The organism is Flavihumibacter sp. (genome assembly GCF_036676075.1).
Lineage (GTDB): Bacteria > Bacteroidota > Bacteroidia > Chitinophagales > Chitinophagaceae > Flavihumibacter.
In genome coordinates, this window is record NZ_JAKFDQ010000007.1 from 223,319 (window position 1) to 250,287 (window position 26,969).

Annotated in this window: 25 protein-coding genes; 9 read left to right on the forward strand and 16 right to left on the reverse strand. The window is 40.4% G+C overall.

All coding sequences use genetic code 11. The features are described from left to right. Position 1: 1 nt before the first annotated feature. The 9 genes from murG to mraZ form a co-directional block, all read right to left on the reverse strand. The gene (murG, locus tag V6M43_RS03790) at positions 2 to 1,093 is read right to left on the reverse strand and encodes an undecaprenyldiphospho-muramoylpentapeptide beta-N-acetylglucosaminyltransferase (protein ID WP_332732707.1); all 1,092 of its coding nucleotides are present in this window, start codon (positions 1,091 to 1,093) and stop codon (positions 2 to 4) included. Continuing rightward, positions 1,093 to 2,316, reverse strand: coding sequence for an FtsW/RodA/SpoVE family cell cycle protein (locus V6M43_RS03795; protein ID WP_332732708.1), 1,224 nt, complete (start codon positions 2,314 to 2,316; stop codon positions 1,093 to 1,095). The genes murG and V6M43_RS03795 overlap by 1 nt, the downstream gene beginning before the upstream one ends. Positions 2,317 to 2,353: 37 nt before the next feature. After that, the gene (murD, locus tag V6M43_RS03800; RefSeq protein WP_332732709.1) at positions 2,354 to 3,694 is read right to left on the reverse strand and encodes a UDP-N-acetylmuramoyl-L-alanine--D-glutamate ligase; all 1,341 of its coding nucleotides are present in this window, start codon (positions 3,692 to 3,694) and stop codon (positions 2,354 to 2,356) included. Positions 3,695 to 3,797: 103 nt separating this feature from the next. Beyond that, on the reverse strand, positions 3,798 to 5,072 hold the full coding sequence (mraY, locus tag V6M43_RS03805; RefSeq protein ID WP_332732710.1) for a phospho-N-acetylmuramoyl-pentapeptide-transferase: 1,275 nt from the start codon (positions 5,070 to 5,072) through the stop codon (positions 3,798 to 3,800). Positions 5,073 to 5,230: 158 nt separating this feature from the next. Continuing rightward, positions 5,231 to 6,697 (reverse strand): UDP-N-acetylmuramoyl-L-alanyl-D-glutamate--2,6-diaminopimelate ligase, encoded by a 1,467-nt coding sequence (locus tag V6M43_RS03810; RefSeq protein ID WP_332732711.1) that lies wholly within the window; start codon positions 6,695 to 6,697, stop codon positions 5,231 to 5,233. Further along, complete coding sequence (locus V6M43_RS03815) at positions 6,697 to 8,754, reverse strand: penicillin-binding protein (protein WP_332732712.1); 2,058 nt, start codon at positions 8,752 to 8,754, stop codon at positions 6,697 to 6,699. Before V6M43_RS03815 ends, V6M43_RS03810 begins: the two co-directional genes overlap by 1 nt. Positions 8,755 to 8,827: 73 nt before the next feature. After that, entirely contained in the window at positions 8,828 to 9,151 is a 324-nt protein-coding gene (locus tag V6M43_RS03820; protein ID WP_039127345.1) for an FtsL-like putative cell division protein, read from the reverse strand. An 89-nt stretch (positions 9,152 to 9,240) separates the two neighbouring features. Further along, positions 9,241 to 10,209: a 16S rRNA (cytosine(1402)-N(4))-methyltransferase RsmH gene (gene rsmH, locus V6M43_RS03825; RefSeq protein ID WP_332732713.1), complete on the reverse strand. Its 969-nt coding sequence runs from the start codon at positions 10,207 to 10,209 to the stop codon at positions 9,241 to 9,243. Further along, the gene (gene mraZ, locus V6M43_RS03830) at positions 10,209 to 10,670 is read right to left on the reverse strand and encodes a division/cell wall cluster transcriptional repressor MraZ (protein ID WP_332732714.1); all 462 of its coding nucleotides are present in this window, start codon (positions 10,668 to 10,670) and stop codon (positions 10,209 to 10,211) included. The genes rsmH and mraZ overlap by 1 nt, the downstream gene beginning before the upstream one ends. A gap of 291 nt (positions 10,671 to 10,961) precedes the next feature. On the opposite strand from mraZ, the gene V6M43_RS03835 reads away from it, so the two are divergent. After that, a complete protein-coding gene (locus V6M43_RS03835; protein WP_332732715.1) occupies positions 10,962 to 12,203 on the forward strand; it encodes an S-adenosylmethionine:tRNA ribosyltransferase-isomerase in 1,242 nt (413 codons plus the stop codon). Here the strand turns inward: V6M43_RS03835 and V6M43_RS03840 are convergent, their stop codons facing one another. Beyond that, positions 12,204 to 13,541 carry a sensor histidine kinase gene (locus V6M43_RS03840; RefSeq protein ID WP_332732716.1) on the reverse strand — a complete coding sequence of 446 codons (1,338 nt, stop codon included), beginning with the start codon at positions 13,539 to 13,541 and terminating at the stop codon, positions 12,204 to 12,206. A gap of 169 nt (positions 13,542 to 13,710) precedes the next feature. On the opposite strand from V6M43_RS03840, the gene V6M43_RS03845 reads away from it, so the two are divergent. Further along, the gene (locus V6M43_RS03845; protein WP_332732717.1) at positions 13,711 to 14,268 is read left to right on the forward strand and encodes a YqgE/AlgH family protein; all 558 of its coding nucleotides are present in this window, start codon (positions 13,711 to 13,713) and stop codon (positions 14,266 to 14,268) included. A gap of 322 nt (positions 14,269 to 14,590) precedes the next feature. On the opposite strand, the gene atpC is transcribed toward V6M43_RS03845, so the two are convergent. Then, positions 14,591 to 14,848, reverse strand: coding sequence for an ATP synthase F1 subunit epsilon (gene atpC / locus V6M43_RS03850; protein ID WP_039127329.1), 258 nt, complete (start codon positions 14,846 to 14,848; stop codon positions 14,591 to 14,593). A gap of 43 nt (positions 14,849 to 14,891) precedes the next feature. Further along, the gene (gene atpD, locus V6M43_RS03855; protein WP_039127325.1) at positions 14,892 to 16,391 is read right to left on the reverse strand and encodes a F0F1 ATP synthase subunit beta; all 1,500 of its coding nucleotides are present in this window, start codon (positions 16,389 to 16,391) and stop codon (positions 14,892 to 14,894) included. Between the two features lie 147 nt (positions 16,392 to 16,538). Here atpD and V6M43_RS03860 point away from each other — a divergent pair, with 147 nt between their 5' ends. Further along, entirely contained in the window at positions 16,539 to 18,134 is a 1,596-nt protein-coding gene (locus V6M43_RS03860) for a L,D-transpeptidase family protein (protein WP_332732718.1), read from the forward strand. On the opposite strand, the gene V6M43_RS03865 is transcribed toward V6M43_RS03860, so the two are convergent. Genes V6M43_RS03865 through V6M43_RS03875 form a run of 3 tightly spaced genes read right to left on the reverse strand, consistent with a single transcriptional unit; the run spans position 18,131 to position 19,152 of the window. Then, on the reverse strand, positions 18,131 to 18,535 hold the full coding sequence (locus V6M43_RS03865; protein ID WP_332732719.1) for a hypothetical protein: 405 nt from the start codon (positions 18,533 to 18,535) through the stop codon (positions 18,131 to 18,133). The genes V6M43_RS03860 and V6M43_RS03865 overlap by 4 nt on opposite strands. Continuing rightward, on the reverse strand, positions 18,504 to 18,890 hold the full coding sequence (locus V6M43_RS03870) for a phage holin family protein (protein ID WP_332732720.1): 387 nt from the start codon (positions 18,888 to 18,890) through the stop codon (positions 18,504 to 18,506). The genes V6M43_RS03865 and V6M43_RS03870 overlap by 32 nt, the downstream gene beginning before the upstream one ends. Positions 18,891 to 18,900: 10 nt before the next feature. After that, positions 18,901 to 19,152: a YtxH domain-containing protein gene (locus tag V6M43_RS03875; protein ID WP_332732721.1), complete on the reverse strand. Its 252-nt coding sequence runs from the start codon at positions 19,150 to 19,152 to the stop codon at positions 18,901 to 18,903. 70 nt (positions 19,153 to 19,222) lie between these two features. On the opposite strand from V6M43_RS03875, the gene V6M43_RS03880 reads away from it, so the two are divergent. The 6 genes from V6M43_RS03880 (at position 19,223) to V6M43_RS03905 (ending at position 25,868) form a co-directional block, all read left to right on the forward strand. Continuing rightward, positions 19,223 to 20,320, forward strand: a complete 1,098-nt coding sequence (locus V6M43_RS03880; protein WP_332732722.1) for an AI-2E family transporter — start codon at positions 19,223 to 19,225, stop codon at positions 20,318 to 20,320. Between the two features lie 27 nt (positions 20,321 to 20,347). Continuing rightward, a complete protein-coding gene (locus V6M43_RS03885; protein WP_332732723.1) occupies positions 20,348 to 21,520 on the forward strand; it encodes a hypothetical protein in 1,173 nt (390 codons plus the stop codon). Positions 21,521 to 21,592: 72 nt separating this feature from the next. Beyond that, positions 21,593 to 23,443, forward strand: a complete 1,851-nt coding sequence (locus V6M43_RS03890) for a DNA polymerase III subunit gamma/tau (RefSeq protein WP_332732724.1) — start codon at positions 21,593 to 21,595, stop codon at positions 23,441 to 23,443. 27 nt (positions 23,444 to 23,470) lie between these two features. After that, positions 23,471 to 24,229 (forward strand): bifunctional demethylmenaquinone methyltransferase/2-methoxy-6-polyprenyl-1,4-benzoquinol methylase UbiE, encoded by a 759-nt coding sequence (gene ubiE, locus V6M43_RS03895; protein ID WP_332732725.1) that lies wholly within the window; start codon positions 23,471 to 23,473, stop codon positions 24,227 to 24,229. After that, entirely contained in the window at positions 24,190 to 24,945 is a 756-nt protein-coding gene (porT, locus tag V6M43_RS03900) for a type IX secretion/gliding motility protein PorT/SprT (protein ID WP_332732726.1), read from the forward strand. Before ubiE ends, porT begins: the two co-directional genes overlap by 40 nt. A 152-nt stretch (positions 24,946 to 25,097) precedes the next feature. Continuing rightward, the gene (locus tag V6M43_RS03905) at positions 25,098 to 25,868 is read left to right on the forward strand and encodes a rhomboid family intramembrane serine protease (RefSeq protein WP_332732727.1); all 771 of its coding nucleotides are present in this window, start codon (positions 25,098 to 25,100) and stop codon (positions 25,866 to 25,868) included. Here the strand turns inward: V6M43_RS03905 and V6M43_RS03910 are convergent. Continuing rightward, positions 25,865 to 26,920, reverse strand: a complete 1,056-nt coding sequence (locus tag V6M43_RS03910) for a hypothetical protein (RefSeq protein WP_332732728.1) — start codon at positions 26,918 to 26,920, stop codon at positions 25,865 to 25,867. The two genes, V6M43_RS03905 and V6M43_RS03910, sit on opposite strands and share 4 nt — an antisense overlap. Between the last annotated feature and the right edge of the window lie 49 nt (positions 26,921 to 26,969).

Below are 26,969 nucleotides of genomic sequence, written 5' to 3' on the forward strand. Positions count from 1 at the left end.
TTTAAACAATTAAACTCAGAACTTCTTTTGCTACCACATCGTCCGCGTCCATAAGACCCAGTGGTTTGATATTTTCAATAAGCTTCTTCTGCATTTCCTGATCTTTAGCTAGAGCAATTACTGTTGGCACTAACTTCTGCGCAGCATCTTTATCAGTAATCATCAAAGCTGCATTATTACCCACAAGATTCCTGGCATTCACTGTCTGGTGATCTTCTGCAGCATGTGGATAGGGCACCAGTATAACTGGTTTGTTCACTACACATATTTCAGCGATGGCCATAGCGCCTGCCCTTGAAATTATCAGATCGGCAGCCGCATAGGCGTTTTCCATACGTGTAATAAACTCATCTACCCAAATGCCCCTATGACCTTTTGCAGCTTCCTTACCCCTTTGTGCAAAAGGTTTCCCTGTTTGCCAAATTAATTGAAGGTCATTCTTTTCAAATTCTGAAAGCCCGGCCTCTACAGCTTCATTTATACTTTTCGCCCCAAGGCTGCCTCCTATGGATAAAACTGTTTTTCTTTCCGGATCAAGTCCAAAGAAACGTAATGCATCATCACGTTTGATCGCAGCCTGAACTATAGAGGCCCTTACGGGATTTCCGGTCACCTTGATCTTGTTTACAGGAAAAAATTTATCCATCCCACCAGTTGCAACAAAAACCCGTGTAGCTTTCCTTCCTAACATCTGGTTAGTTTTCCCTGCAAATGAGTTAGCCTCGTGCAAAAAAGTTGGAATTCTTTTTTGTTGGGCATAGCGCAAAACCGGGAAGCTTGAATATCCACCCACCCCAATTGCTGCATCGGGCATAAAATTTTTGAAAATGCTTCGAACCTGGAAAAAACTTCGGATCAGTTTGAATGGCAAGCTTATATTTTTTATCAATGAGCTCCTGTTAAAGCCAGCAATATCTAAGCCCTTTATCTGATAACCGGATTGAGGTACTTTTTCCATTTCCATCTTACCTTTTGCTCCAATAAAAAGTATCTCAACTGAGGGATCCTGATTCTTCAAGGCGTTAGCAATCGCAATTGCGGGGAAAATATGTCCCCCGGTACCTCCACCTGCTATAATTATCTTCTTACCCATCAGCTTAATTCATTTTCGGGTGAAGATTGCACAGCTGGTTTCAGTTCACTTTTTTCAACATACCTCGATACGCTTAAAATCAAGCCTATTGCCACACAGGTAAACAGGAAAGAACTTCCTCCCATACTTAACAAAGGAAGCGTGACGCCGGTAACCGGAAATAAATTAACATTAACAGCCATATTCGCCATTGCCTGAATAACCAGTGTAAAACTTAAAGCCAATGCGAGAAATGCCCCGAAGGCATATGGACATTTCCTAAATAACTGTATACTCCTGAAAAGGAATATCAGATATACAAACATTACAACAGCCCCACCTACAATACCATATTCTTCAATTATAATTGCATAGATAAAATCAGAGTAAGGATGGGGAAGGAAGTTTCTTTGTTCACTATTACCGGGTCCTAAACCAACTATTCCTCCCTTCGCAATGGCAATCTTAGCCTGGTTAACCTGATAATTATCCTCATCATCCTGGGAATTGCCACCGTACATAAAGGTTTCAACCCTGTTCACCCATGTACTAACCCTTGCTGTTAGTCTTGATCGGTTCTCTGCTTTTGCTTTTATACCATTACTGTTATGTTGGATTACTGCTGATAAGATCAACAGGAGAACAGGAATCATAGCAACCAACCCTGTGAGAAAAAGATGCTTCATTCTTACTCTTCCAATAAACAATAACATCATACTGGTAGCGCCTGTAAGAAGAGCGGTCGACAGATTGGCTGGCGCTATCAACAGGCACGTGATTGCTATTGGGATAATCACGGGTACAAAACCTGTTTTAAAATCCTTTATAATGTTCTGCTTTTTACTGAGCATCCTGCTGAGATACATAAACAAAGCAAGCTTTGCAAGATCAGAGGTCTGGAAAGTCAGGTTGATTATGGGCAATCGAATCCAACGACTCCCTTCATTAAGCTTAACTCCGAAAAATAATGTATATAAAAGTAGTGGCACTGTGATCCAAAAGAGTACCTGGGCTATTCTTGAAAAAAGCGTATAATTTATAAGGTGAGCAAAATAAATCAACATCAGTCCAATTGCAATAAACACAACCTGCTTAAATAAATAAACTTCAGTATTACCTCGATACATTTTATATGCCAATGAGCCGGTAGAACTGTATACCACCAGTAATGACATCATGGCCAGGATCACTACTAGTGTCCAGATAACTTTATCGCCACGTGTTTTATTTAGCAGATGGTTCATCTTCACTTATTTCTAATTGACAAGGGCAATAAAAGCACTATAAGGCTTTCACAGCATCCTTGAACTGGTTACCCCGATCTTCGTAATTTTTAAAAAGGTCAAAACTGGCGCAGGCGGGACTTAACAAAACAACATCACCTTTGTCAGCAAGCTGAAAAGCGGAATGAACAGCTTCAGCGGCACTCGTCGTATTGACTATTACAGCAACATCATTCTGGAATGCTTGATGGATCTTCGTGTTATCAGTTCCCATACAAACAATGCCTTTTACTTTCTCTTTCACTAATTCAAGAATAAGCGAATAATCATTACCCTTATCTACGCCACCAAGAATCAGGATTACCGGAGCCGTCATGCTTTCCAATGCATACCAGGTACTGTTAACATTGGTTGCTTTACTGTCATTTATGAATTCAACACCCCTTACTGATGCAACATGTTCCATCCGGTGTTCCAACGCCTCGAAAGACTGAATCGCCTCCCGAATCTTATTCTTCCGCAGCCCAATAACGGAGGCTGCTAATCCTGCTGCCATGGTGTTGTATTGATTGTGTTTACCCTTAAGGGCAAAATCATAAATGCTCATCTGCAATTTTTCATCGCCTGTAACTACGGTCATTTCCTGGTCTTTAATAAAAGCTCCCTGGAGTACTTCTTTTCTCATACTGAATGGTAATGGGTTAGATAGGATCGAAAATTCTTTTATATGTGTTTTGGTAACTTCATCATCTTCACAATAAATAAAATGGTCAGTTGCCTGCTGGTTCATTGTTATCCGGAATTTGCTCCTGATATAATTATTGAAGATGTATTCATACCGGTCTAAATGATCTTCTGTGATATTTGTCAGAATCGCAACATGCGGTCGAAAATGAACAATATCATCCAACTGAAAACTACTGACCTCAACTATATACCAGGGTTTTGGATCTTCCGCCACTTGTCTTGCGAAGGAAGTCCCAATATTACCCACCAACGCACAATCCAAATTAGCATGCCTGCATATATGGAATGTCAAAGCTGTTGTGGTGGTTTTGCCATTACTTCCAGTGATGGCGATCACTTTACTATCACCCATGAATCTACTTGCCCACTCAATTTCACTGATCACCTCTATTCCTTTCAACCGAATCTTTTTCACCAGTTCATTCTTTTCAGGAATACCAGGACTCTTGATAACCAGGTGAGCATTCATTATTCTTTCTTCACTATGAGATCCTTCCTCAAACTCGATACTTGCAGCAGAAAGTTCCTTCCTGTGTTCTTCTCTTAACCTGCCACCATCACTCACAAAACAGGGCAACCCCTTTTGCTTTGCTAATAAAGCAGCACCTACGCCACTTTCGCCTCCCCCTAATATGATAATTTCTTTACTCATTAATAAAATAATGGTCTTCCACGGATTGGGGGTTTTTCAAAAGCATAGGATCAACTGCACCACAAATTCTATTAACAGCAACGGTCGGTTTTTCAATACTACCTTAACGGATCTTCAATGTTACAATCGAAAAAATCACACATAATATGGTAACGATCCAAAATCTTGTTACGATTTTACTTTCATGATAACCCAACTTCTGGTAATGGTGATGAAGAGGACTCATCAAAAATATTCTTCGACCTTCTCCATATTTTCGGCGGGTATATTTGAAATAACTTACCTGTGCCATAACACTTAAATTCTCTACAAGAAAAACACCACAAAAAATGGGGATCAGTAATTCTTTTCTCACAATGATAGCAAGGGCGGCTATGATTCCTCCAAGTGTAAGACTTCCGGTATCACCCATAAATACCTGGGCTGGATAAGCATTGTACCAGAGAAAGCCCACACATGCACCTATCATTGCACCAATGAAAATAGACAGCTCCCCAAGATTGGGTATATACATGATATTCAAGTAATCGGCAAGAAGCAGGTTGCCGCTTGCGTATGCGAATACTCCCAGGCAAATCCCGATCAATGCACTCACCCCTGTAGCTAAACCGTCAAGCCCATCAGTAATATTTGCTCCATTTGACACTGCAGTTACAATAAAAATCACAATTAGTATATACAGAACAGGGGTAAATCCACGCAGTGCTTCGGGAAGCAGTTTTGCGTAATTGAACTCATGACCGGCAACAAAAGGAATTGTTGAAATGGGTTCATCAGCTTCAACAAAATAGCGTTCCTTTTCCTGGAACTTCACAGTTTTAACTGCTTCATTACTGCCGGGTGTTCCTTTATATTCCCGCCATGCTTTTGTATTATCATTGAAGAGTAATGTCAATCCGATGATCAGACCCAAACCAACCTGTCCTAATATCTTAAACCATCCCGCTAAGCCATCTTTATCTCCTTTTCTATAAGCTACACCTTGTTGTTGGGCTATCCGTTTTGCTCTTAGTTTAAGGTAATCATCAATAAATCCAACGATCCCCAGCCAGATGGTACTGAAAATCATGAGTCTTACATAAGCTTTATTTAGATCTGCCAATAATAGAGTTGGTAACAGAATGGCCAGTATAATGATAAGACCACCCATTGTTGGAGTGCCTTTCTTTTGTTGTTCACCCTGGAGCCCCAAATCACGTACACTCTCCCCCACCTGCTTATGTAATAAATAGTTTATTAGCTTTTTTCCAAAAACAGTTGTGATAATTAATGATAAAATCACGGCCAGTAATACCCGGGAAGTGATGAACTGAAACAGCGCACTTCCCGGGAATTTGAAACCCATTTCCTTTAACCAATCAATTAAGTGGTACAGCATGATGGTTGTTTGTTTACTGGCTGCCGCGCGGTGTCCAGCCGTGCAGCGTTTTGTTTGTAACCGTCCTAAGACTTTAAGAAGGAAGAACCAAAATTTGAAACAGTCAATTATCTTTCGTTTCTATGTTCGGTTCCCTCAATATTTTAAACCTATTCTATTTATTTTTCCAATTCCTCCATCACTTTCAACATTACTTCCCTGTCATCAAAATGATTTCTTACTCCATTGACTTCCTGGTATTTCTCATGACCTTTTCCAGCAATCAGAATTATATCACCTGGAGTAGCTATACTAAACGCAGCTTTAATCGCTTCATACCTATCTTCAATTGAAATAAATTTTCTCTTTGCAGCAGTATTCAATCCACTTTCCATGTCTTTGAGAATTAACCGCGGATCTTCATTCCGAGGATTATCAGAAGTAAAGATTGCCTTGTTACTATAATCGCATGCTACCTGGCCCATCAGAGGTCTTTTTGTCCGATCTCTGTTACCTCCACACCCCACAACTGTTATCACCTTTTCATTTCCACTTCGCAATTGATTAATAGCTTTTAGTACATTCTCCAGAGCATCCGGAGTATGTGCATAATCAACTATTCCTATTATTTTATCTATAGATGATATAACGTACTCAAATCTCCCTTCTGCACCACTCAATACACTAAGACATCGCAGTACTTCATTTTTATCTTCGTTCAGGCAAATTGCAGTCCCATATACTGCAAGCAGGTTATAGGCATTAAACTCACCAATCATCCTGAAATGGACTTCCTGATCATTAACCATCATGTTTAAACCCGTCAGGCTATTCTCCAATATTTTTCCTTTAAAATCTGCAATAGTCCGAAGGCTATAGTAATATTTCGTTGCCATAGTATTCTGCAACATCACTTCACCTCTTTTATCATCAAGATTTGAAATAGCAAAAGCTGTAACAGGCAGATTGTCAAAAAACTTTTTCTTTACCCTTATATACTCATCAAAGGTGTTATGATAATCAAGGTGATCATGTGAGATATTGGTAAATACTCCACCTGAAAACTGCAATCCGGCTACTCTATATTGGTGGATAGAATGTGAGCTAACTTCCATAAAAGCGAAGCTGCATCCTACCTTAGTCATATTAAACAAGAGCTCATTTATTCTAATTGCATCAGGTGTTGTATGAGTTGAGGCAATCACTTCCCCCCCTATCAAAATATTGACAGTACTTATAAGTCCACAATCATATCCCAGCGCTGTAAAGAGCTTATATAACAGGGTTGCAACTGTAGTTTTTCCATTAGTGCCTGTTACACCAATCAATTTCAATTTGCGTGACGGCTGATCATAAAAATGATGAGCCATCCATCCTACCGCCTCGCTACTATTATTAACCTCTACGTATGTAACATCAGGATGCAGTTCTTCCGGTAAATATTCACAAACAATTGCAATAGCTCCATTATCTACAGCATTCCGGATAAAATTATGCCCATCCGATTCGGTGCCTTTAATAGCAATAAAACAAGCCCCAGGCACTACTTTTCTTGAATCGATTTGAAGTGAATTGATATCAGTCTGCAAATCACCATTCACAGAACGAAGCTTAACCTGGTACAATATGTCTTGTAGTATGGCCATCAGTTCAGTTCGAGTGTTATGGAAAGATCTTTAGTAACAGGTTTTCCCGCATCTATAGATTGTGCCTTTACTTTTCCAGTTCCTTTAGCCACTACTTTAACTTTCATTTCTTCAAGAACATAAAGGGCATCTCTTAAACCCATACCTCTTAAATCGGGTATAATTTTACCAGCAATCGGTTTATGATGAAGTACTGTCTTAAAATTCGTATCCATCTGAACCGACGCCCAATCTGCGTTTCCAACACTATCCCGATATGGTATTTTCATCTTTCCAAGAATCGTCCGTACCTCACTGGTATTACCCGAATAATAAAATGATGTACTATCCTGGGGTGGCAGCAAGGCAGTTTTTACCGGAATTTGCTGTGCTTGCAATGCAAAAAGTTTATCTGCCACTTCCCTAAAAACTGGTCCTGCTACAGATCCGCCATAGTACACAGGTGCATGTGGCTTATTTACAATAACTACTATACAGCTGTACTTTGGATTATCTGCTGGAAAATATCCGGCAAACGATGACTGATATATATGATCAGAGTATCCCCTGTTACCATTTGCTACCAAAGCAGTACCTGTTTTTCCTGCTATATTGTAAAATGGAGACTGCAAGCTTTTCCCGGTACCATTCTTTACCACTCCTTCTAAACATGTACGCAATTGACTTAAGGTTGATTCACTTGCAATCTTTTCCACCATAATTTTCGGCTGATTTTCAATGAGCTTCAATCCATCCTTCTGGATTTCTTCTACCAGATAGGGCTGCATCATCGTTCCATTATTCGCAACAGCATTGTATAACATCAATGTCTGAAGCGGACTTACCATTACTTCATAACCAAAAGACATCCAGGGTAATGAAGTGGCGCTCCATGTTTTTGATTTTGGAGTTTTTATTACCGGTCGAGTTTCACCAACGAGGTCAATACCAGATCCTTCATGCAATTTCAATTTCCGTAGATGATTAATATATTGCATCGGATTTTTCGCGTAATAGTTCATTGCCAGCTTCGCCATCCCCACATTACTACTTAGTTCAAAAGCCTGTTGTAAAGTAACCTCTGTTCTTTTATGTCTTTCGCTATCGTAAACTGTTCTCCTTCCAACTTTCCAAACCCCATTTTCAAGATTCACATGATTTCCAATATGAGCTTTCTTGTCTTCAAGAACTGCTAACATTGTTGCTAGCTTGAATGTAGATCCTGGTTCTGAAGCGCGTATTGCATAATTCAGGTCTTCCCAATATTCACCTTCCTTTCTTTTTCCAAGATTAGCAATAGCTTTTATTTTACCTGTTGCTACTTCCATGACGATACATGTACCATTCACTGCCTCATTCTGCACCATCATTTTCATGAGTGCGTTTTCAGCTATGTCCTGAATGTTTACATCCAGTGTTGTTACCAGATCCCTTCCATTTTCCGGTTCTATTTCATATCCCTCAACCGGAACAGCCACTCCACCAGCAATAAACCTTACTAACTTTTTTCCAGTAGCTCCTCTTAATAAGCTATCGTAGGTTCGCTCTAATCCTACATTCTGTGCATTTTCTCTTGCCAGGCCAATCGTCCGGTTTGCCAAAAGTCCAAAAGGATTTAAGCGTTTACTCTTTACTTCTGCAATAAACCCACTCTTATTGCGACCCTGCCTCACAAGGGGGAATTGACGTAATTGCTTATATTGACTAAAATCAATGTTCTTCTTCAATAAAAAATATCGGTCTTTTTTCCGGAAACCAGCCTGTAGCAATTTCTTATACTCTGAAGTTGATCGGTCTGAAAACAGACCTGATAAAGAGAGACTCAGTGAATCAATGTTCTCCCTGAATCGCTTTCCATTTTTTTCACGAAGTCCTTCTGCACCAAAATCAATATAGATATTGAAATACGGGATAGAGGTACTTAGCATGCTGCCATCGGAACTAAAAATAGTACCCCTGTCTGCTTCAAGGTTTATTATCCTGGTATGCAGACTATCACTTTTACTACGCCAGTATTCACCTTCAGCATTTTGTATGTAAAGAGCTCTTCCCAGAACAGCCGCTGACAAAACCACCATACCGATGAAACACAGGTAAACTCTCCACAGTATGTCGCGTTTAACTTCCAATGCGGCAGCTGATTTATGTTATTTAATTTTCATTGTCTGTACTGTCAATTATAACAACCGGCGGGGTGATCAATTCCTTCAAGCCCATGGGCTCCACAACCTTTGCGAGCTCTGACTGTTTGCTCCTAAACATTACTTCACTTTTCATAGTCTTGTACTCATATTGCAATTCTTTCAACTCCTTCCCCGTTTTGTTTATATCTTTTATCAACTTATCGGAATAATGACCGTTATATATATAAACAACTGCAAGCATACTCAGAAAAAGGAAAAAGGGCAGGTTCCGGATTATGAATTGGTAGTTTATACCAAACCTTTTTTCTCTTTGGTTTTTCTCTTTTTCCATATCTAATAATTATGGATGGTTGTTCATTAGGACATTAACATTTCACCAAAACCCTTATTCTTATACTATAACTTTCTATTTCAACTTATTTAGATCCTTTCTGCAACCCTGAGTTTAGCACTCCGTGCCCTTGGATTTCGCTTCATTTCAGCATCAGAAGGCAAGATTGGTTTCTTCGTAATCACTTTCCACATTGAATGTTTCTTCTTGTTTTCAAAGGGATTATCATCTTCTTCAGGTTCAAAGATTCCATCACGGAAATAATTTTTCACAAGCCTGTCTTCCAGGGAATGGAAGGTTATTATTACCGCTCTTCCGCCTGGTCTTAAAACTAATGGCAGCTGTTGCAGCAGGTCTTTAAGTGCACCTAATTCATCATTTACTTCAATGCGCAATGCCTGAAACACCTGGGCCAGATATTTATTTGGATTACCCTTAACTACAGGCTGCAACGCGGCTTTGAACTGACCAATCGTATTCATCGGAACCTTCCCTCTCAATTCAACAATGGTGCGTGCCAGCGTCTTCGAATTTGTGACTTCACCATACTGCTCAAAAATTTTATGCAATTTCTGTTCAGTATAACTGGCAAGCACATCCGAGGCTTTCAGTGTACCACGCTGGTCCATCCTCATATCAAGCTCCGAATCGAATCTTATAGAGAATCCCCGTTGAGGCTCATCAAACTGGAAACTACTAACACCAAGATCCGCTAACACACCATGCACTGCATCTTGCCTGTGAAGGCGAAGGAACCTCTGCAGGTGCCTGAAGTTGTGGGGTACGAATACCACCCGGTCATCATCAGGCAAGTTGCGCTGTGCGTCAGCATCCTGGTCAAATGCGAAAAGTTTTCCAGTGGGTCCCAGATTCCTAAGTATTTCGGAAGAATGTCCGCCACCACCAAAAGTGCAATCAACATATACACCTTCACGCTGTATGGACAAGGCATTTATACATTCTTTCAGCAATACCGGCACATGATAATCATTACCACTATGTGGAAAATGGTCACCAGCAGACAGACCTTCCTCAGGTATGTGATTTTTTTTTGCCATTACATTCCCGCTTCATTAGCCTTTCCCATTACTTGTTGTGCCAGGTTACTAAAAGTTTCAGAAGAGAAGGATTCAAAGAACTTTTTATACTGACCCGCATCCCAAATTTCAATTTTGTTAAATGCGGAAACCAGAACTATATCTTTATCTAATGCTGCGTGCTCCTTCAGGTTTGGTGGTAATAAGATTCTTCCTGCTGTATCCGGTTCTACCTCTGTTGCGCCGTTCATGAAATACCTCCTGAATTCACGTACTTTCGGGTCAAAATCGTTCAACTTGCTTATCTCCGCATATATAGGATCCCAACTTTGTACGGGGTATAATGTCAGACACTTTTCAAACCCCCTGTTGATGACGAACTTCATCTCTCCATCAGGCATTTGCTTTTTAAGGCCTGCTGGAAGGAGGAAACGCCCTTTGGCGTCCAATGTAGCTTCGTATTCACCTAGAAAACCTTTCATTTATACGTTTATGACACCTTTCTGACATTTATTACCACAAAATAACACTTTTTCCCACTTACCATACAAGTTTTGGAATTTTAATTTTTTCCACATGGTAGAACTACGTTCAAACCCTTAGTAGTTGTACGTTGTAGCCGATTTTACTATTATATTCTCAGAATAATTTGTGAGTTAAATGTGGATTGATGTTCATAACCTGTGGATAGGCTTTGAAACCCTTGTATGGTACACGTCTTACTAAGAGAACATCCCTCCTTTTAATCATTATTTGATGCAACTTTGCACCTCATGAAGAATATTAAAAACCCATATACACTTCAAATTGCTGACTTCAGTTATGAACTACGAGATGACCTTATCGCGAAATTTCCTCTCGAAGAGCGAGATGCTTCCCGTCTTCTTATTTATCGTCAGGGTGAAATAACTGAATCAGTATATCGCGATTTAGCCGACGAAATTCCCGCAGGAAGCCTGTTGGTGTTCAACGATACCCGGGTGGTAAGAGCAAGACTTGTCTTTAAGAAAAATAGTGGTAGTGATATTGAGGTATTCTGCCTTGAACCTGATCAGCGTTATTCTGATATCAGCTCCGCCATGGCAACCTCAGGAGAAGTGTACTGGAATTGTTTGGTCGGAGGTGCCAGCAAGTGGAAACAAGGAATGACTCTGGAAAAGAAATTGGAGCATGATGGAATTCCAGTTCATTTATCCGCATCTATTTATTCCCGGAATGACAACAGTTTTACCATTCATTTCAGCTGGAACCCGGTCGAAATAACTTTCGCCGAAATCCTGAATATAGCAGGGAAGATGCCTATCCCACCTTATTTGCACCGAAAAAGTGAAGATTCTGATACAACGCGTTACCAGACTATATATGCGAATCAGGAAGGTTCTGTTGCTGCACCCACTGCTGGATTACATTTTACAGATCATGTTTTTGAAAGCCTTAGAGAAAAGGGAATCACTTCAACCTTTGTTACTTTACATGTTGGGGCGGGTACTTTCAAACCTGTGAAGTCGGAAATAATCGGCGACCATGAAATGCATGCTGAATTTATTGATGTTCAAAGGCAAATCCTTGAAGAACTAGTTCGGTATGATGGGAATATTATTGCAGCCGGTACAACATCGATGAGAACACTGGAGAGCTTATATTGGATGGGGGTTAAAGTTGCTGTTTGCCCTGAGGCAACCCTGGAAGACATATCTGTAAAACAATGGGATCCCTATATACAAAAACTGGAAAATGACATTCTCCCAGCTGAGGCCATTCATCATCTCTTACGCTGGATGGATAGTAATGACCTAACCCGGATAGTTTGTAAAACACAGATAATTATTGCGCCTGGGTATAAAGTAAAAATGGTGAGAGCACTTATCACTAATTTCCACCAGCCTCAATCAACGCTCTTACTTTTGGTAGCAGCACTTATAGGTGAAGATTGGAGAAAGGTTTATAATTATGCCCTTGAAAATGGATATAGGTTCCTTAGCTACGGGGATGGTTCTCTTCTTTGGGGTAACTAATTATGAAAATGGCATATCAATGATGAATGTAGTTCCTTTCCCAAGGGTGCTTTCCACCTTTATTTTTCCATTATGTGCATCTACAATATTTTTTACGTAACTCAATCCCAGGCCGAAACCTTTAACATTATGCAAATTACCGGTATGTACCCGGTAAAACTTTTCGAAGATCCTCTTTAGACTTTCCTTAGACATGCCAATTCCATTATCTTCAATTCGAATCTGCACTCCCTTGCTATTACTGCTGGTCTGGATTTTAAGTAATAGATTATCCTTTGAGTATTTAACAGCATTATCCACCAGATTATTGATCAGATTGGTAAAATGAACTTCATCGGCTATGATCTCATCTTTTTTTGCATTTAATTGCACATCTACCTGCCCATTCCGGCTTTGCATTTGTAAATCAAAATTCTCCAACACTTGCTCTATGATAGAATGAACCTTCACCGGCCTTCGGCTTAATTGAATTTCCTGCCTGTCCATTAATGCAGCCTGGAGAATGGTTTCCACCTGCTTATTCATTCTCTTGTTTTCTTCTTTAATAATTCCTGTGAAATATTGCATCTTATCCTTATCGTTCGACACTTTTTCTGTTCGCAAAGCATCAACGGCTAATGAAATGGTAGCTAATGGTGTTTTAAACTCATGAGTCATATTATTGATGAAATCATTTTTGATTTCACTGAGTTTTTTCTGACGGAGAAGGGCACTAACCGTAACATAAAAGGCGGCAAGTAATATTAGGGTAAAAAGAATGGCTCCTGCCAACATCCACCTTAACTCCCGGAAAACAATATGCTTTACATTGGGCACCACTACCATCATCACTTCCTCAGGTACTAATCCCTCCAGATTGCTTCCCCCCGGTATCTGTAAAGGATTTATAAATCTTAAGTTTCTAACAGTGTCGTCAACCACTGCATCAAAATTTCGGGAGCGAAGTTCATCATAGGTTAGAAATCCGGCATCGGAGGTAATTACGAATTCAAACTGTGTGTCCTGGAGCCCGAAAGCGTCAAAATTTTTACGCAGTTTCTCCTCCACCTCAAAAGTTGTAAATTTTTCGGATATGGTTGATGGCTTCATCAACTCCATCATAAGTTGATCGGATGGCCATGTTATATTTGGTCGCATCCTCCGGTTCTTTAAGGAAGGCAATGTGCCTTTTTGTTCCATTAATTCCTGGCCAGTTGCATACATAGCCTTTACAACTCTTTCGGATAGCTGGTCTTCCTTTATGACAAGCATAGAACGAAACCAGGATAGCTGTATCACTATGATACCTACCAAAGAAAGGGTAACCAATAAGATGATTAGGGGAAAGATCCGCTTCATTACAGCAAAAATAGCTTTGGTAAATATTTAATGTATTGCCCGCTGCCCCTAAACTTCTGAATTAACAGGAGTTTATAAGCATTTAAGCAACTTACTCTTTGATCAGAGTACCTGATTGTAAGAGTAAACATTTCTTGTCTTATTCCACAATATTCTATAAATTAATGCCATGACACAAATTTTACCAGCGCCAGGGGTGCTGCTAATTGCTGATCCATTCTTAAAAGACCCGAATTTTAAGAGGACGGTAATTCTGCTTTGTGAACACCAGGATGAAGGCAGTTTTGGGTTTGTACTCAACCGGCCATATTCTTATACACTTGACCAACTCATGGCAAGTGCAGAAGGCATGCCATTAACGGTGTATTTTGGCGGTCCTGTTCAACCAGATACTATACATTTTCTTCACCAATACCCCGATAAAATCCCAGGTGGATTTGAGGTAACTGATGGAACATATTGGGGAGGTGATTTTGAAACCGCGATCTCACTTCTTAAAACTGGTGATGTAGAATCTTCGAGCATCCGTTTTTTTATCGGATATTCCGGGTGGTCTGAGGGTCAATTACAGGGAGAGCTTAAAGAAAAATCATGGATTACTTCAAAAGGAACCAGAAAGTTGATCTTCCATAAAGACATGAATGAGATATGGAAAGATGCCCTTATTGATCTGGGAGGAGATTATGAACAACTAATCAATTATCCGCTTGATCCCCAACTGAATTAACTAAAAACAAAAAACCAGGACATCCAATGGAGCCCGGTTTTTTGTTCCTCTTACTATACCCTACCAACTTCAGATCAACACTGGCTTTTACCTCTTCTGATTCAATTCCTCTGCCTTTATGTTGACCCTTGTTCGTGATACAATTTTAGGAACATTTACAAATGAAAAAAACCGTTTTTTCACGGTATTTAAACTGTCAAATCACGGTTCAACCTTTTATTAAATTAAAAACCCGCTGCATGAAGACAGCGGGTCTGGTAATTTCTAAAGATCCTGGAATATCTTCCTGTGGGTATGAAGATCAGTTATTTTATACGGATAACTAGCTCGGCACTGCACCTTCAACCAATACTGTAACCTTATTATGGAATACTTCCACAAAGCCACCCTGGATTAAAAATACTGCAATATCTGATTGCCCTTTATCCTTCAGCACTTTCAGCTTACCAGGTTTCAGCGCACTCACCATAGGCGCATGCTTTTCCAGCACTTCAAATAAACCATCCACACCTGGCAATTGCACCCCGTATACATCCCCGGAATATAGCTTACGTTCAGGTGTTAATATTTCAAGATTCATAAATCAATTTGTCGTTTTCTATTTGAGTGGCCCTCAAATAATATTATCCTTGTGCCTGTGCCATAAGTTTCTTTCCTTTCTCAATGGCATCTTCAATGGTTCCTACAAGGTTAAATGCTGCTTCCGGATATTCATCAACTTCACCGTCCATGATCATATTGAATCCACGGATTGTATCCTCAATACTTACAAATACACCTTTAAGTCCCGTAAATTGTTCAGCAACAAAGAAGGGCTGACTCAAAAACCTTTGAACTTTCCGGGCGCGCTGAACAGTCATTTTATCTTCATCACTAAGCTCATCCATACCAAGAATAGCAATGATATCCTGTAATTCCTTATAGCGCTGAAGGATCAATTTAACCCTGTTGGCTGTATCATAATGTGATTCACCAACCACCAGCGGGGTAAGAATTCGGGAAGTGGAATCCAACGGATCAACAGCGGGATAGATACCAAGATCTGCAATCTTACGACTCAAAACTGTTGTTGCATCCAGGTGAGCAAAAGTAGTTGCCGGGGCGGGATCGGTAAGGTCATCAGCAGGCACATAAACAGCCTGTACCGAAGTAATAGAACCATTTTTTGTTGATGTAATCCTTTCCTGCATTAGACCCATCTCAGTTGCAAGCGTTGGTTGGTACCCCACAGCTGAAGGCATACGACCTAGAAGTGCCGATACTTCAGAACCAGCCTGGGTAAAACGGAAGATATTATCTACGAAGAATAGGATATCTTTTCCTTTTCCTGTACCATCTCCATCACGGAAATATTCAGCTATTGTTAATCCACTCAGTGCAACGCGTGCACGTGCTCCTGGAGGCTCATTCATTTGACCAAATACAAAAGTTGCTTTGGAATCTTTCAGATCATCCATATTTACTTTCTCAAGATCCCAACCGCCCTCTTCCATGCTATGCTTAAATGCATCGCCATATTTCATGATACCTGCTTCAATCATTTCGCGCATCAGGTCATTTCCTTCCCGCGTACGCTCACCTACACCAGCGAAAACAGAAAGACCTCCATGACCTTTTGCGATGTTGTTGATCAGCTCCTGGATTAAGACCGTCTTGCCTACACCCGCACCTCCAAACAATCCAATTTTACCACCCTTTGCATATGGCTCAATAAGGTCAATTACCTTGATACCGGTAAATAGTATTTCAGTTGAGGTACTGAGATTTTCAAACAGGGGCGGTTTATTGTGGATCGGCCGACCATTACTTTTATCAATCGGCGGTAACCCATCGATAGGATCTCCAGTTACATTGAAGAGACGTCCATAGATACCTTCACCGATTGGCATAGCGATCGGTTTGCCGGTGTCAACTACTTCCATACCACGTACGAGGCCTTCTGTGCCATCCATGGCGATACAGCGAACGCTATCCTCTCCAAGATGCTGCTGGACTTCCAGAACCAGTGGTTCTGCATTCGGACGCTTAATTTCCAGTGCATTCAGAATTTCGGGCAATTTACCATCGAACTGCACGTCCAGTACGGCTCCGATGATTTGTTTGATCTTTCCTTTAGTTGACATATATGAAGACCTTTTTAGGTGAGGTTTTCGAATTTTGCCGCAAAGGTAAGGTATGGCAGGTAAAATTCATCAAATCAGAAAGGAAATTGGACGAAAGAAAAACCTTCTCCCCATCTAATGGTTATTTTTGAATGATAACTCTTGATAATGAAGCGGATATTATCTGTTTTAGGTATTGTATATGTCCATATTATATTAATTTCCGGATGTAGGAATGGCAATTCTCAGCATCTCCAGAAAAACACCAGGGATACAGCAATTACCATCCAAAATGCTTTTTCAGGTCTCTTTTTTGATAGTGTAAGAATGGAAAACTACCTGAAACAGCGCGCCGTTCCTGATACGGCCAAACAACTTTTTCGAAATTTTTATACTCAAAGAAACTTCCAGTATGCATGGTTTGACAGTTCCGGACTTGCTGAACAAGCCCAGAATTTCTGGAGCCTTCAATCAAATTATATAGATTATAGCGGTGATAGTGCCATTTACAATGTTTACCTGAACCGTTGGATGGATTCAATCAGTAGTAATGGCGTAAGCTCATTACCTGATTCAACCCGATTGGGTGTAGAATGGGGACTCACTTTTCAGTTTTTTCGTTATGCCAACCGAGCTTATAGCGGTCGACGTAGTCTGAACGCGGCCGATCTTGAGTGGTTCATACCTCGCAAAAAAGCGAACCTTCTTTCAATGCTTGATACCCTTGTAAAAGAAAAAGGCAAGGAAATTAGTCGTTATGAACCAGTTAATCAGCAATATCAATTGCTCAGGAATCAATTGAAAAGATATTATGATATAGAAAGAGACAGTGCCTGGAATCCCATTGAAATTAACCAAAAAAAAATCCGGCTTGGTGATAGCGGATTGATTATCCATAAAATCCGCAGACGACTTCTCCTCACTGGAGACCTTAATTCTTCCGACACCATTACCTTGTTTGACGATACTCTTCTTCAAGCAGTAAAAAGATTTCAAAGCCGTTATGGTTTAGCAGCTGACGGAATTTTAGGTGGAAGTACCCTTAGAGAACTTAACAAACCAATTAGCGACCGAATCAGGCAAATCCTTGTAAATATGGAACGAATGCGCTGGGTTCCGGAACAACCCATGGGTGATTATATTCTGGTAAATATCCCCGAATTTAAAGCACATGTTTATGAAGCCGGAAAAAAGATATTTGATATGGAAGTAGTGGTGGGTACCACTAGTAACAATACAGTAATTTTTACCGGAAACCTTAAATATGTTGTATTTAGTCCTTACTGGAATATTCCCCCTGGAATCCTGAAAAACGAAGTATTGCCCGCAATCAGGAGGAATCCCTCCTATCTCGAGCGAAACGATATGGAATGGTATAATGGTGGTATCCGGCAAAGGCCCGGAGATAGAAATCCTCTGGGTCTGGTCAAATTCCTATTCCCCAATAACTATAGCATCTATTTACATGACACACCTTCTAAAACACTTTTTAAACAAACCAAAAGGGCATTTAGTCATGGTTGCATAAGGATTTCTGAACCTGTTCGCCTGGCCGAATGGTTGCTGAGAGCTGACAGTACATGGACTTCGGAACGAATATTCTCAGCTATGCATTCAGGAAAAGAAAAATATGTAACGCTGAAACAGAATGTACCTGTTTTCATTGGTTATTTCACAACCTGGGTTGATGCTGATGGAAGGTTGAATTTTCGGGATGACATATATGGGCATGATAAGAAAATGATCAAAAAAATGTTTGATTAAGATTTTCTTTCAGTCAGTTTCTTGTTCTTTCTATTGGATAGTAATTTAAAAGCCAGCTGGGCGAGGGCAGTAACACCTGCAACCTTCCATCCCCCTGCAACACCTGTAGCTGCTGCAGCCACACTGGCAAGTTTAGAGGTTTTCTTTCGCGCCAGAAAGCCACCGGCAATAGCTGCACCAGCGCTTAATGCTAGTGCGGCGGTTTTTCCAGTAAGTAACGAGGGCATAACAGCCCCTGCTCCAGCCTTCACTGCTTCTGAAGGAAGTGACTTCAGGTTTTGCCTTATTTCATATTCCTGAACTTTGATTTTGTTGCGGAGCACTTTCTCAGCGGCTCTTAGATCCTGAAGATTATTTATACCTCCGAGATTACTCTGCGTGTTCTGTATCAACTTGTTCATGTTCGGAATGTTTATCAAATAGAATTTTCACCACAGTATTGGCTATGAAAGGGTCGAGAAATTTTTTACGAAGAGCAAAGACTATAACTAACAATATCACATAAATTCCCGTCACAATTCCAAAACCATAAAACAAGCTTCCGGTTAGATCGGCAAAATAATATCCCCCCATCATACTGATAAATATGAGTATTAAGAAGCTTAGCAGTAAAACAACCAGGAATATCACCATAGCGGAAGCCAACCTGGAGGCCTTCTCAGTTCCTTGTAACTTCAACAATAATAACCTGTTTTGCAGATACTCCTGTACAAGTTGTTCGGTCTTTTCGAAGTACCCGGTTTCCTGTTTTTCCATAAAAAAAGTATCAGGTTGTTGTAGATGTATCTGTTTCCTTTCCAAAATCATTGGCCCATTTCTTTCCTTTTTCCACTGCCGTCTCAATCTCCGACTCAAATTGCTTAACTTTTTCCTTTACATCCTCACCTGCATTGGCTGCAGCAGATTTAATTTCATCCACGATCTCCTTTCCCTTATCCGTTGTGAGGAAATAGCCTAATGCCGCACCCGCGGCAGCCCCCAGCAATAAACCGGCTATAAATTTTGACTGATCATTCATGGCATAATATTTTACGGGTTAACTTGTTCCTAAAATTACAGCTAACTAACGGAAAACAGGCACCTAAACCATGGAAATCAAATCTGATCATAAGATCAACAAATACTTTTTTCTCGGAATCATACTGATTTTTGCTTTTTTCCTGCTTTACAGCATGATTGAGTTCTTCACTGCTTTTCTGGCATCTGTTATGTTATATGTACTCAGCAAGCCCGCCCTCGAATACCTTGTAAAAAGGAGGGGCTGGAGCAAAACCTGGGCCGCCGTGTTGATCATTACAATCAGCGTGATTATCATATTAGCCCCGCTTACGCTGTTTGCCTCCATGGTATATAATAAAATTTCCGCATTTGTAAATAACCCGGATATAATATTAAACACACTTAAAAGTTTTGACCAGCAGCTAAGCTCCAGATTTGGTATTCGCTTGCTTTCAAATACCAATATGGCTAAAATTCAAACCACATCCACCAATCTGATGAGTGAGGTGCTTAATAATAGCCTCAATTTTTTCACCACTATATCGATGATGTATTTCTTCCTCTACTTCATGCTGATGAATGTAAACCGCATGGAAGCAGCTGTTGTTTTTTACCTTCCATTTCCACGCAGCAAGATCGAATTATTTGGAAGGGAATTAGTGGCGCAAACTTTCTCAAATGCCGTAGGCGTTCCACTTATAGCTGTAGTTCAGGGACTCTGTGGATTTGCAGCTTACAAAATTACCGGTCTGCCTGAAGCAGGTTTTTGGGCAGTGGTAACCGGTTTCGCCTCTATTATTCCTATTGTTGGTACCGCACTTGTTTGGGTGCCTGCAGCAATTTACCAATTGGCAACAAGCCATGCATGGGAAGGCATATTTATAATAGGTTGGGGCGCAATCATTCTGGGAAGTGCAGATAATGTGGTAAGATTTCTATTAGCCAAGAAAATGGCTGATACACATCCCATCGTAACTGTACTCGGGGTAATAATGGGACTTAAATATTTCCAGATACCAGGACTTATATTCGGTCCTTTGCTAATATCTTATTTCATCATTCTCCTCAAAATATATTATTGGGAATATCAAACTATTTCTCCTGTAGTGAAACGAAAGAAGGCCAGGCCATTACGTTTTAATCTTCCTTTTCTTGGGCCAGAAAAGAAAGATCGCTATCGACCATAGAATTGATACACTATTTTTGCGGCCAGTATGATCCAGAATATGCAGATCGAGCCCGTAGATACTCCCAAACTCCGTCGTCTTTTCCTTGAGATGCCTGCTCTATTATATAAAGGCAATCCTAATTATATAAGGCCCCTTGATAAGGATATTGAAGCCGTTTTTGACCCTACCCTGAATAAGGCATTCAGGTTTGGAGAAGTGATCAGGTGGGTTCTTTTCAACAATTCAGGAGAAGCCATTGGGCGTATCGCAGCATTTGTAAATAAAAAATATAAAACAAGGGGGGATGATGTTCCGGTAGGAGGATGCGGGTTCTTTGAATGTATCAACAACCAGGATGCGGCCAATCTATTGTTCGATACAGCAAAAAAATGGCTGTCCGATAAAGGTATGGAGGCTATGGATGGACCAATAAATTTTGGTGAAAGAGATAAATGGTGGGGACTTGTTATCCAGGGGTTTCAATCACCGCTTTATTGCATGAACTATAATCCTCCTTACTATCAATCCCTGTTCGAGCATTATGGATTCCAACCATTCTTCTACCAGTATTGCTATGGGATGCATCCTAAAGAAACACTTGCCAAAAAATTCTTTGATAGGCATGCAGCATTGACAACTGACAGGGGTTTAAGTGCACAACATGCTGATAAGAAAAGACTTGATAAATTTGCCGCCGACTTCCATACAGTCTACAATAAGGCCTGGGCCGGCCATGGCGGCAATAAAGAGCTGAGCCTGGAACAATGTAAAATGCTTTTTCGACAGATGAAGCCAGTCATGGACGAAAAAGTAATATGGTTCGCCTATTATAATGACGCTCCTATCGCCATGTTCATTAACCTACCCGACCTCAACCAGTGGTTTAGATACTTAAATGGAAAGTTCGACCTCCTACATAAAATCAAATTCCTGCTTCTGCGCGCAACGGTTAAAAACAAAAGATTTGCCGGACTGGCATTTGGTGTAGTCCCGGAATGGCATGGGAAAGGTGTGGATAGTTATATCGTTGTAGAAGCCGCAAAAATAATTCAGCACCATCTGGATTATGAAGAGTATGAGATGCAATGGATCGGTGATTTTAACCCTAAAATGATTGCCGTTGCTGAATCTATTACACCTGTAAAAAGTCGCATCCTGATAACATATCGATATCTATTTGACAGGAATAAGGAATTCAGGAGACATCCATTACTTTAATCAGATTTATTCCTGCCTTCCTCCCATATAGAGTGAAAGCAGGGTCAAAACATTTGCCTAATTTAGCCTCCTATGGATCAGTTTATAGTATCTGCCCGAAAATACCGTCCCCAGAACTTTTCAACCGTTGTGGGACAGCAGCATATTACAACTACATTAAAAAATGCTATCCGCAACCAACAGCTAGCCCATGCTTTTTTGTTCTGTGGACCAAGAGGGGTTGGTAAAACCACCTGCGCCCGGATACTGGCAAAAACCATCAATTGCGAAAACCATTCAGATGATGGAGAAGCATGTAATACCTGCTCTTCCTGCATTTCATTTAATGAGGGAAGTTCTTTGAATATCCATGAGCTCGATGCCGCCAGCAATAACTCTGTCGATGATATACGTTCTCTTGTGGAGCAGGTTAGGTTTGCCCCACAAGCCGGAAAATACAAAGTATACATAGTGGATGAGGTCCATATGTTGAGTACAAGTGCATTTAATGCATTTCTTAAAACATTGGAAGAACCACCTCCCTATGCAATCTTTATTCTGGCCACCACAGAAAAACATAAAATACTACCTACCATTCTGTCACGCTGCCAGATTTTCGATTTTAAAAGAATCACTACAATTGATACAGTTGAACACCTGCAAGAGATCTGTGATAAGGAGGCCATCCAGGCAGAACCTGCTGCACTTCAGGTGATAGCCCAGAAAAGTGAGGGTTGCATGCGTGATTCGCTAAGCATCCTTGATAAAATCGTCAGCTTCACAAATGGGGAGCTCACCTATAAGAACACCCTGGAACACCTGAATATCCTTGACGCCGAATATTATTTTCGTATGATGGACTGCATGCTGGCTCAGGATCTCTCAGGCGCTATGCTTTTGTTTGATGATATAAATCGAAAAGGTTTTGAGGGAGACATGGTATTAAACGGTTTCGCTGAGTTTATACGTAATCTTTTACTCAGTAAAGATTCTAAAGTGGCATCATTGGTTGAAGTTGTTGAAACATTCCGAAATCGTTATATAGATATTGCCTCAAAACTGGAAGCGGGTTTTCTTGTAACTGCCCTCAACCTGTTAAATGAAGCGGAAATACATTACAAAGGTGCAAGGAATAAAAGGTTACATGTTGAGATGTTGCTCATAAGGCTTTGCTACCTTAAACAAGCCATTGAAGTGGTAAACGATGGATCCCGGAAAAAATTGACAGAATCTAAACCGCTTAATTTTCGGTTACTGCAACCGGTTATACAAAAGGAAGTTCAACCCAATAAAAAATCAGAAGCAGTTACTACAGTAGGTGAGAAAGGAAATACGAATTCTGGGGCCCGACTCATCATTGAAGAAGGCATTATTTCAAAAACCAAAAATAGTACTATAAAAATTGCTGAAGCAGCTGGCGAACAAAATGTTGCTAACCCAACCATTGCATCCAGGCCTGCCCAGATAGAGCCAGTTTCAATGCCTTCAACCGGGAAACTTGGCTCGCTCGCGAGATTGCGCCAACAGGTTAGTAATACAAATCAGGGTGGTACAGCAATCAAATCCATCACTCTTACGGATGAATTATTAAAACTTGCCTGGCAGGAATATATTGATCAACTTAAAACTCTTCGGAATCCGGCTGTGCAGAGTTTTGAACTGGCTGAGCTGCGAATGAATGATGCCTCCAGCTTTACGGTAATAGTGCCCAATAATCTACAGCAGAAATTTATTGATGGCGAAAGGATCCCACTTTCTGAATTTTTACAAACCAGATTCCATAATCGCAACCTTACATATCAACTAATTGTTGAACAACGGGAGGATCTATTAATAAAAATAGAGATCCCACCAAACTCCAGGGAAAGGTTTACACAAATGGTAGCTCAATATCCATTAGTAAAGGAGCTAAAGGACAGGCTTAAACTGGAACTTGATTATTAAGTATGAAAGGAATTATCTTTACCCCCCATGAGTAACTCGCTTCCGCATGATACAATTTTGCCATATGGTGATAAGAATAGGAGTAAGAAAGATCAGGTGGCAGATATGTTCAATCAGATCGCATTCCGGTATGATTTCCTAAATCGCTTTCTTAGCGGCGGGATTGACATCTACTGGAGAAAGAGGGCAATCAGTGAATTACGTACTCTTAAACCTAAAAAAGTACTTGATGTAGCAACTGGTACTGCAGATGTTGCACTCATGACAATGAAATATTTAACACCAGAAAAAATAATTGGCATAGATATTTCTACAGGAATGCTCGAACTCGGCAGGAAAAAAATTGCCAAAGCAATGTTAAATGATCGGATTGAGCTGTTGGAAGGAGATAGCGAAACAATAAACTTCCCCGACAACACGTTTGATGCCGTAACTGTGGCATTTGGCGTCCGCAATTTTGAACATCTTCACAAGGGGATTTCAGAAATGCTTCGCGTTTTGAAGCCAGGTGGCAAGCTGGTGGTACTCGAATTTTCAAGGCCTAAATCAAAAGGGTTCAAGGGATTGTATAAAATCTACATGAACCTTGTTGCTCCTGGCATAGGAAAAATGGTATCAAAAAACAGGGCTGCATACCAATATCTGAATGATTCCGTGCAAGCTTTCCCCGAGGGAAATGATTTTTTGAAAATTTTACAGGAGACGGGTTTTACAAATACCTACCTTAAAACGCTGAGCTTAGGAATATGTACAATTTATTGCGGAACCAGATCATCAGAAAAATAAACACACTCCTGGTCGTACTGATCAGTACATGTTTTTTTGCCAACACATCTACGGCACAGCTAAGGAATTCATTAAATCTTCCTGATAATGATGATAAATGGTACCACATAGGTATTGTAATCATGGGAACATCTAACCGGTTTCAAATCAGCCAACATCCACGCTTTCTTGAAAGTGACAGCGTTCTGGTAACAAATCCCAATAATAGTTTTGGCTTTGGTATAGGCGGAATGCACACATTTCGCATTAGTAACAGATTCGAAGCACGCGTAGTATTTCCCCAGCTTCTCTTCGTCAACAAATCAATTAACTACCATCTCAGATATCCTGAATCTTCAAACCAGGAAACAGAGGTAATGAACCAGAATGTTGAATCAATCCTGCTGGGCGTACCAGTGCAGCTTAAACTCAAGTCAGACAGGATAGGAAACTTCAGGGTTTATATGATGGGGGGATTTAAGTTTGAAACTGATCTCAGTTCCAAAGCAAATGCACGCAATGCAGAAAACTTTGTAAAGCTTAAAAAATCCGATTATGGTATTGAAGCAGGAATTGGCTTCAATTTTTACAATAAAATGTTCATCCTTTCCCCGGAAATAAAAATCAGTAATGGCATAAGTGATGTGCATGCCCGTGATGCAAATCTTAAATTTTCCAATGTAATTGACAGGATCCAAAGTCGCCAGATCATTTTTTCACTCATTTTTGAAGGCTGACATCAAACCTGTAGAAATTATTTTCAAGTTATCATACTAATTACATAATTTGATTATATCAAACTTACTGGTATAGCAATTGAATACCACCAGGGAATATGACCGTTGGCAAATTCCAACGGTTTTCCTTTCTGATGTAAATTATAAATATCATGCTATTACCTATCAGCGACGATAACCGCGATCGGCATATTACGCCTTATATAAGCTGGGCTCTAATTGCCATTAATATTTTTGTATTTATCTACTGGCAGGCATTTGGATCAGATCTGGGATTCACATATGCCTTTTCAACTGTTCCTGCTGAAATACTGACCAGCCGCGACTGGGTTACGGAATCCAGGATAGTAAGAGATGTAGCTTCCGGTGAAAGCTTTGAAATGCCTGGATTGCAGGTAACACCAATTCCGGTATACCTCACGTTGATCACTTCAATGTTCATGCATGGCAGCCTTGCACATATTGGAGGTAATATGTTATATCTCTGGATTTTCGGCGATAACCTTGAAAATAGAATGGGTCATTTACGTTACCTCGTCTTTTACCTTCTGACAGGAATTATTGCATCGCTTGCCCATGTTTTTTTTACTCAATTCACTGGTGCAAATCCCTTGATCCCCAGCCTCGGTGCTTCAGGGGCCATTTCTGGCGTTATGGGAGGATACCTTTTACTATATCCTACCCGAAAAGTAAATGCGCTGTTGGGATGGATAATAATTGCCATACCTAGTTGGGTGGCACTTGGTTTATGGATCGTATTGCAGGTAGTAAGTGGCTTTGGAACAATTGGTGGCCATGGAGACGGTGTGGCTTATATGGCCCATATCGGGGGATTTATAGCTGGATTTATTCTTGTCAAAATTTTTGATAAGGGTAAACCAAAACCTATAGTCACGAAGCAGAATAGCGGATGGTTTCGCTAAAAGTTTACACCGCTGCTTATCCTGCTAAGCAGCTGCTGGTAAGTTTTCCGAACAAGGCTTTCAGCAAGCTGTTCTCTATTTGGTGGATAATCATCCCATCTATTACTGATTAAGGCAATATCCTGTGGGGTTAAAGCCCGACGGTCGCCCGTGTAGGTAGCCCTTTCCTGAACCCACTCAATGCGATCTGAAAAACGATCATACAAAGAATTATTATTGGTTTCTCTATCATAAATCCTGCATTCCAGGGTAGCATAACTTGACATATATCTCCGACTAATCGTAACGGTTGCATAAACAGTTTGTGTAACTGCTCGGGGAGGGTTTGTTTTGGTTTGTCCGGTAACTATCTCTTTTGAACGCTGGTATGATCTGGAATCGGTATGAACATTATCGATGAAAAGATCTGTAAAATTCAAGTCTACTATTTTGTCTGGAACTAATTGCTGTGCACGTAAATCATATTCTGTAAAAAACCGCGTATTTGCATAAGAACGGGCATTTAGATCGCGAACCATTTGCTGCTGCATCCAATCATTCTGAAATCCATAATAACCATAACTGTAACTGTTGTAATTTACTGGGTTTACAAGGACCCTGGTAGTTGCTTTCTCTGCAGCTATTAAAAGCATGTTGTCAACATCTTTATACCCTGGTGATGCTTTTGCAGCTTTTTGAAAATTATCATAAGCTTTCTGCGCATACTGTCTGGTATTGTATCCAAGAAAAGTCATAGCAGCATTATAATAATCCTCCGCTGCAAGTTTATTAGCCCCCTGGATCATCAGACTGGGATCCCATGGATCGGGTAATGCCGCATTGGCCCCGGGTGACGATTTTATCTGGTTATACATTTGTTTTAGCACCATCCATTCTCTTGCCATTTCAATATACTTGTCACCCGGTGCGCCTGTCTGAACAAGGTTATCCGTAATAGCTTTTCTTTTGATTCTTGCAGCCTCATAGGCAGCTGGTAACAATTCCGCAGCTTCCTTATCTGCCGGATTGTCTGTAAGCCTTTTTACCAACTCAAAAACAGTCTTATCCTCCATGGTGTACCTTTTGGAAATTTTTCTGTTAGATCCACAGGCTATTATAAAC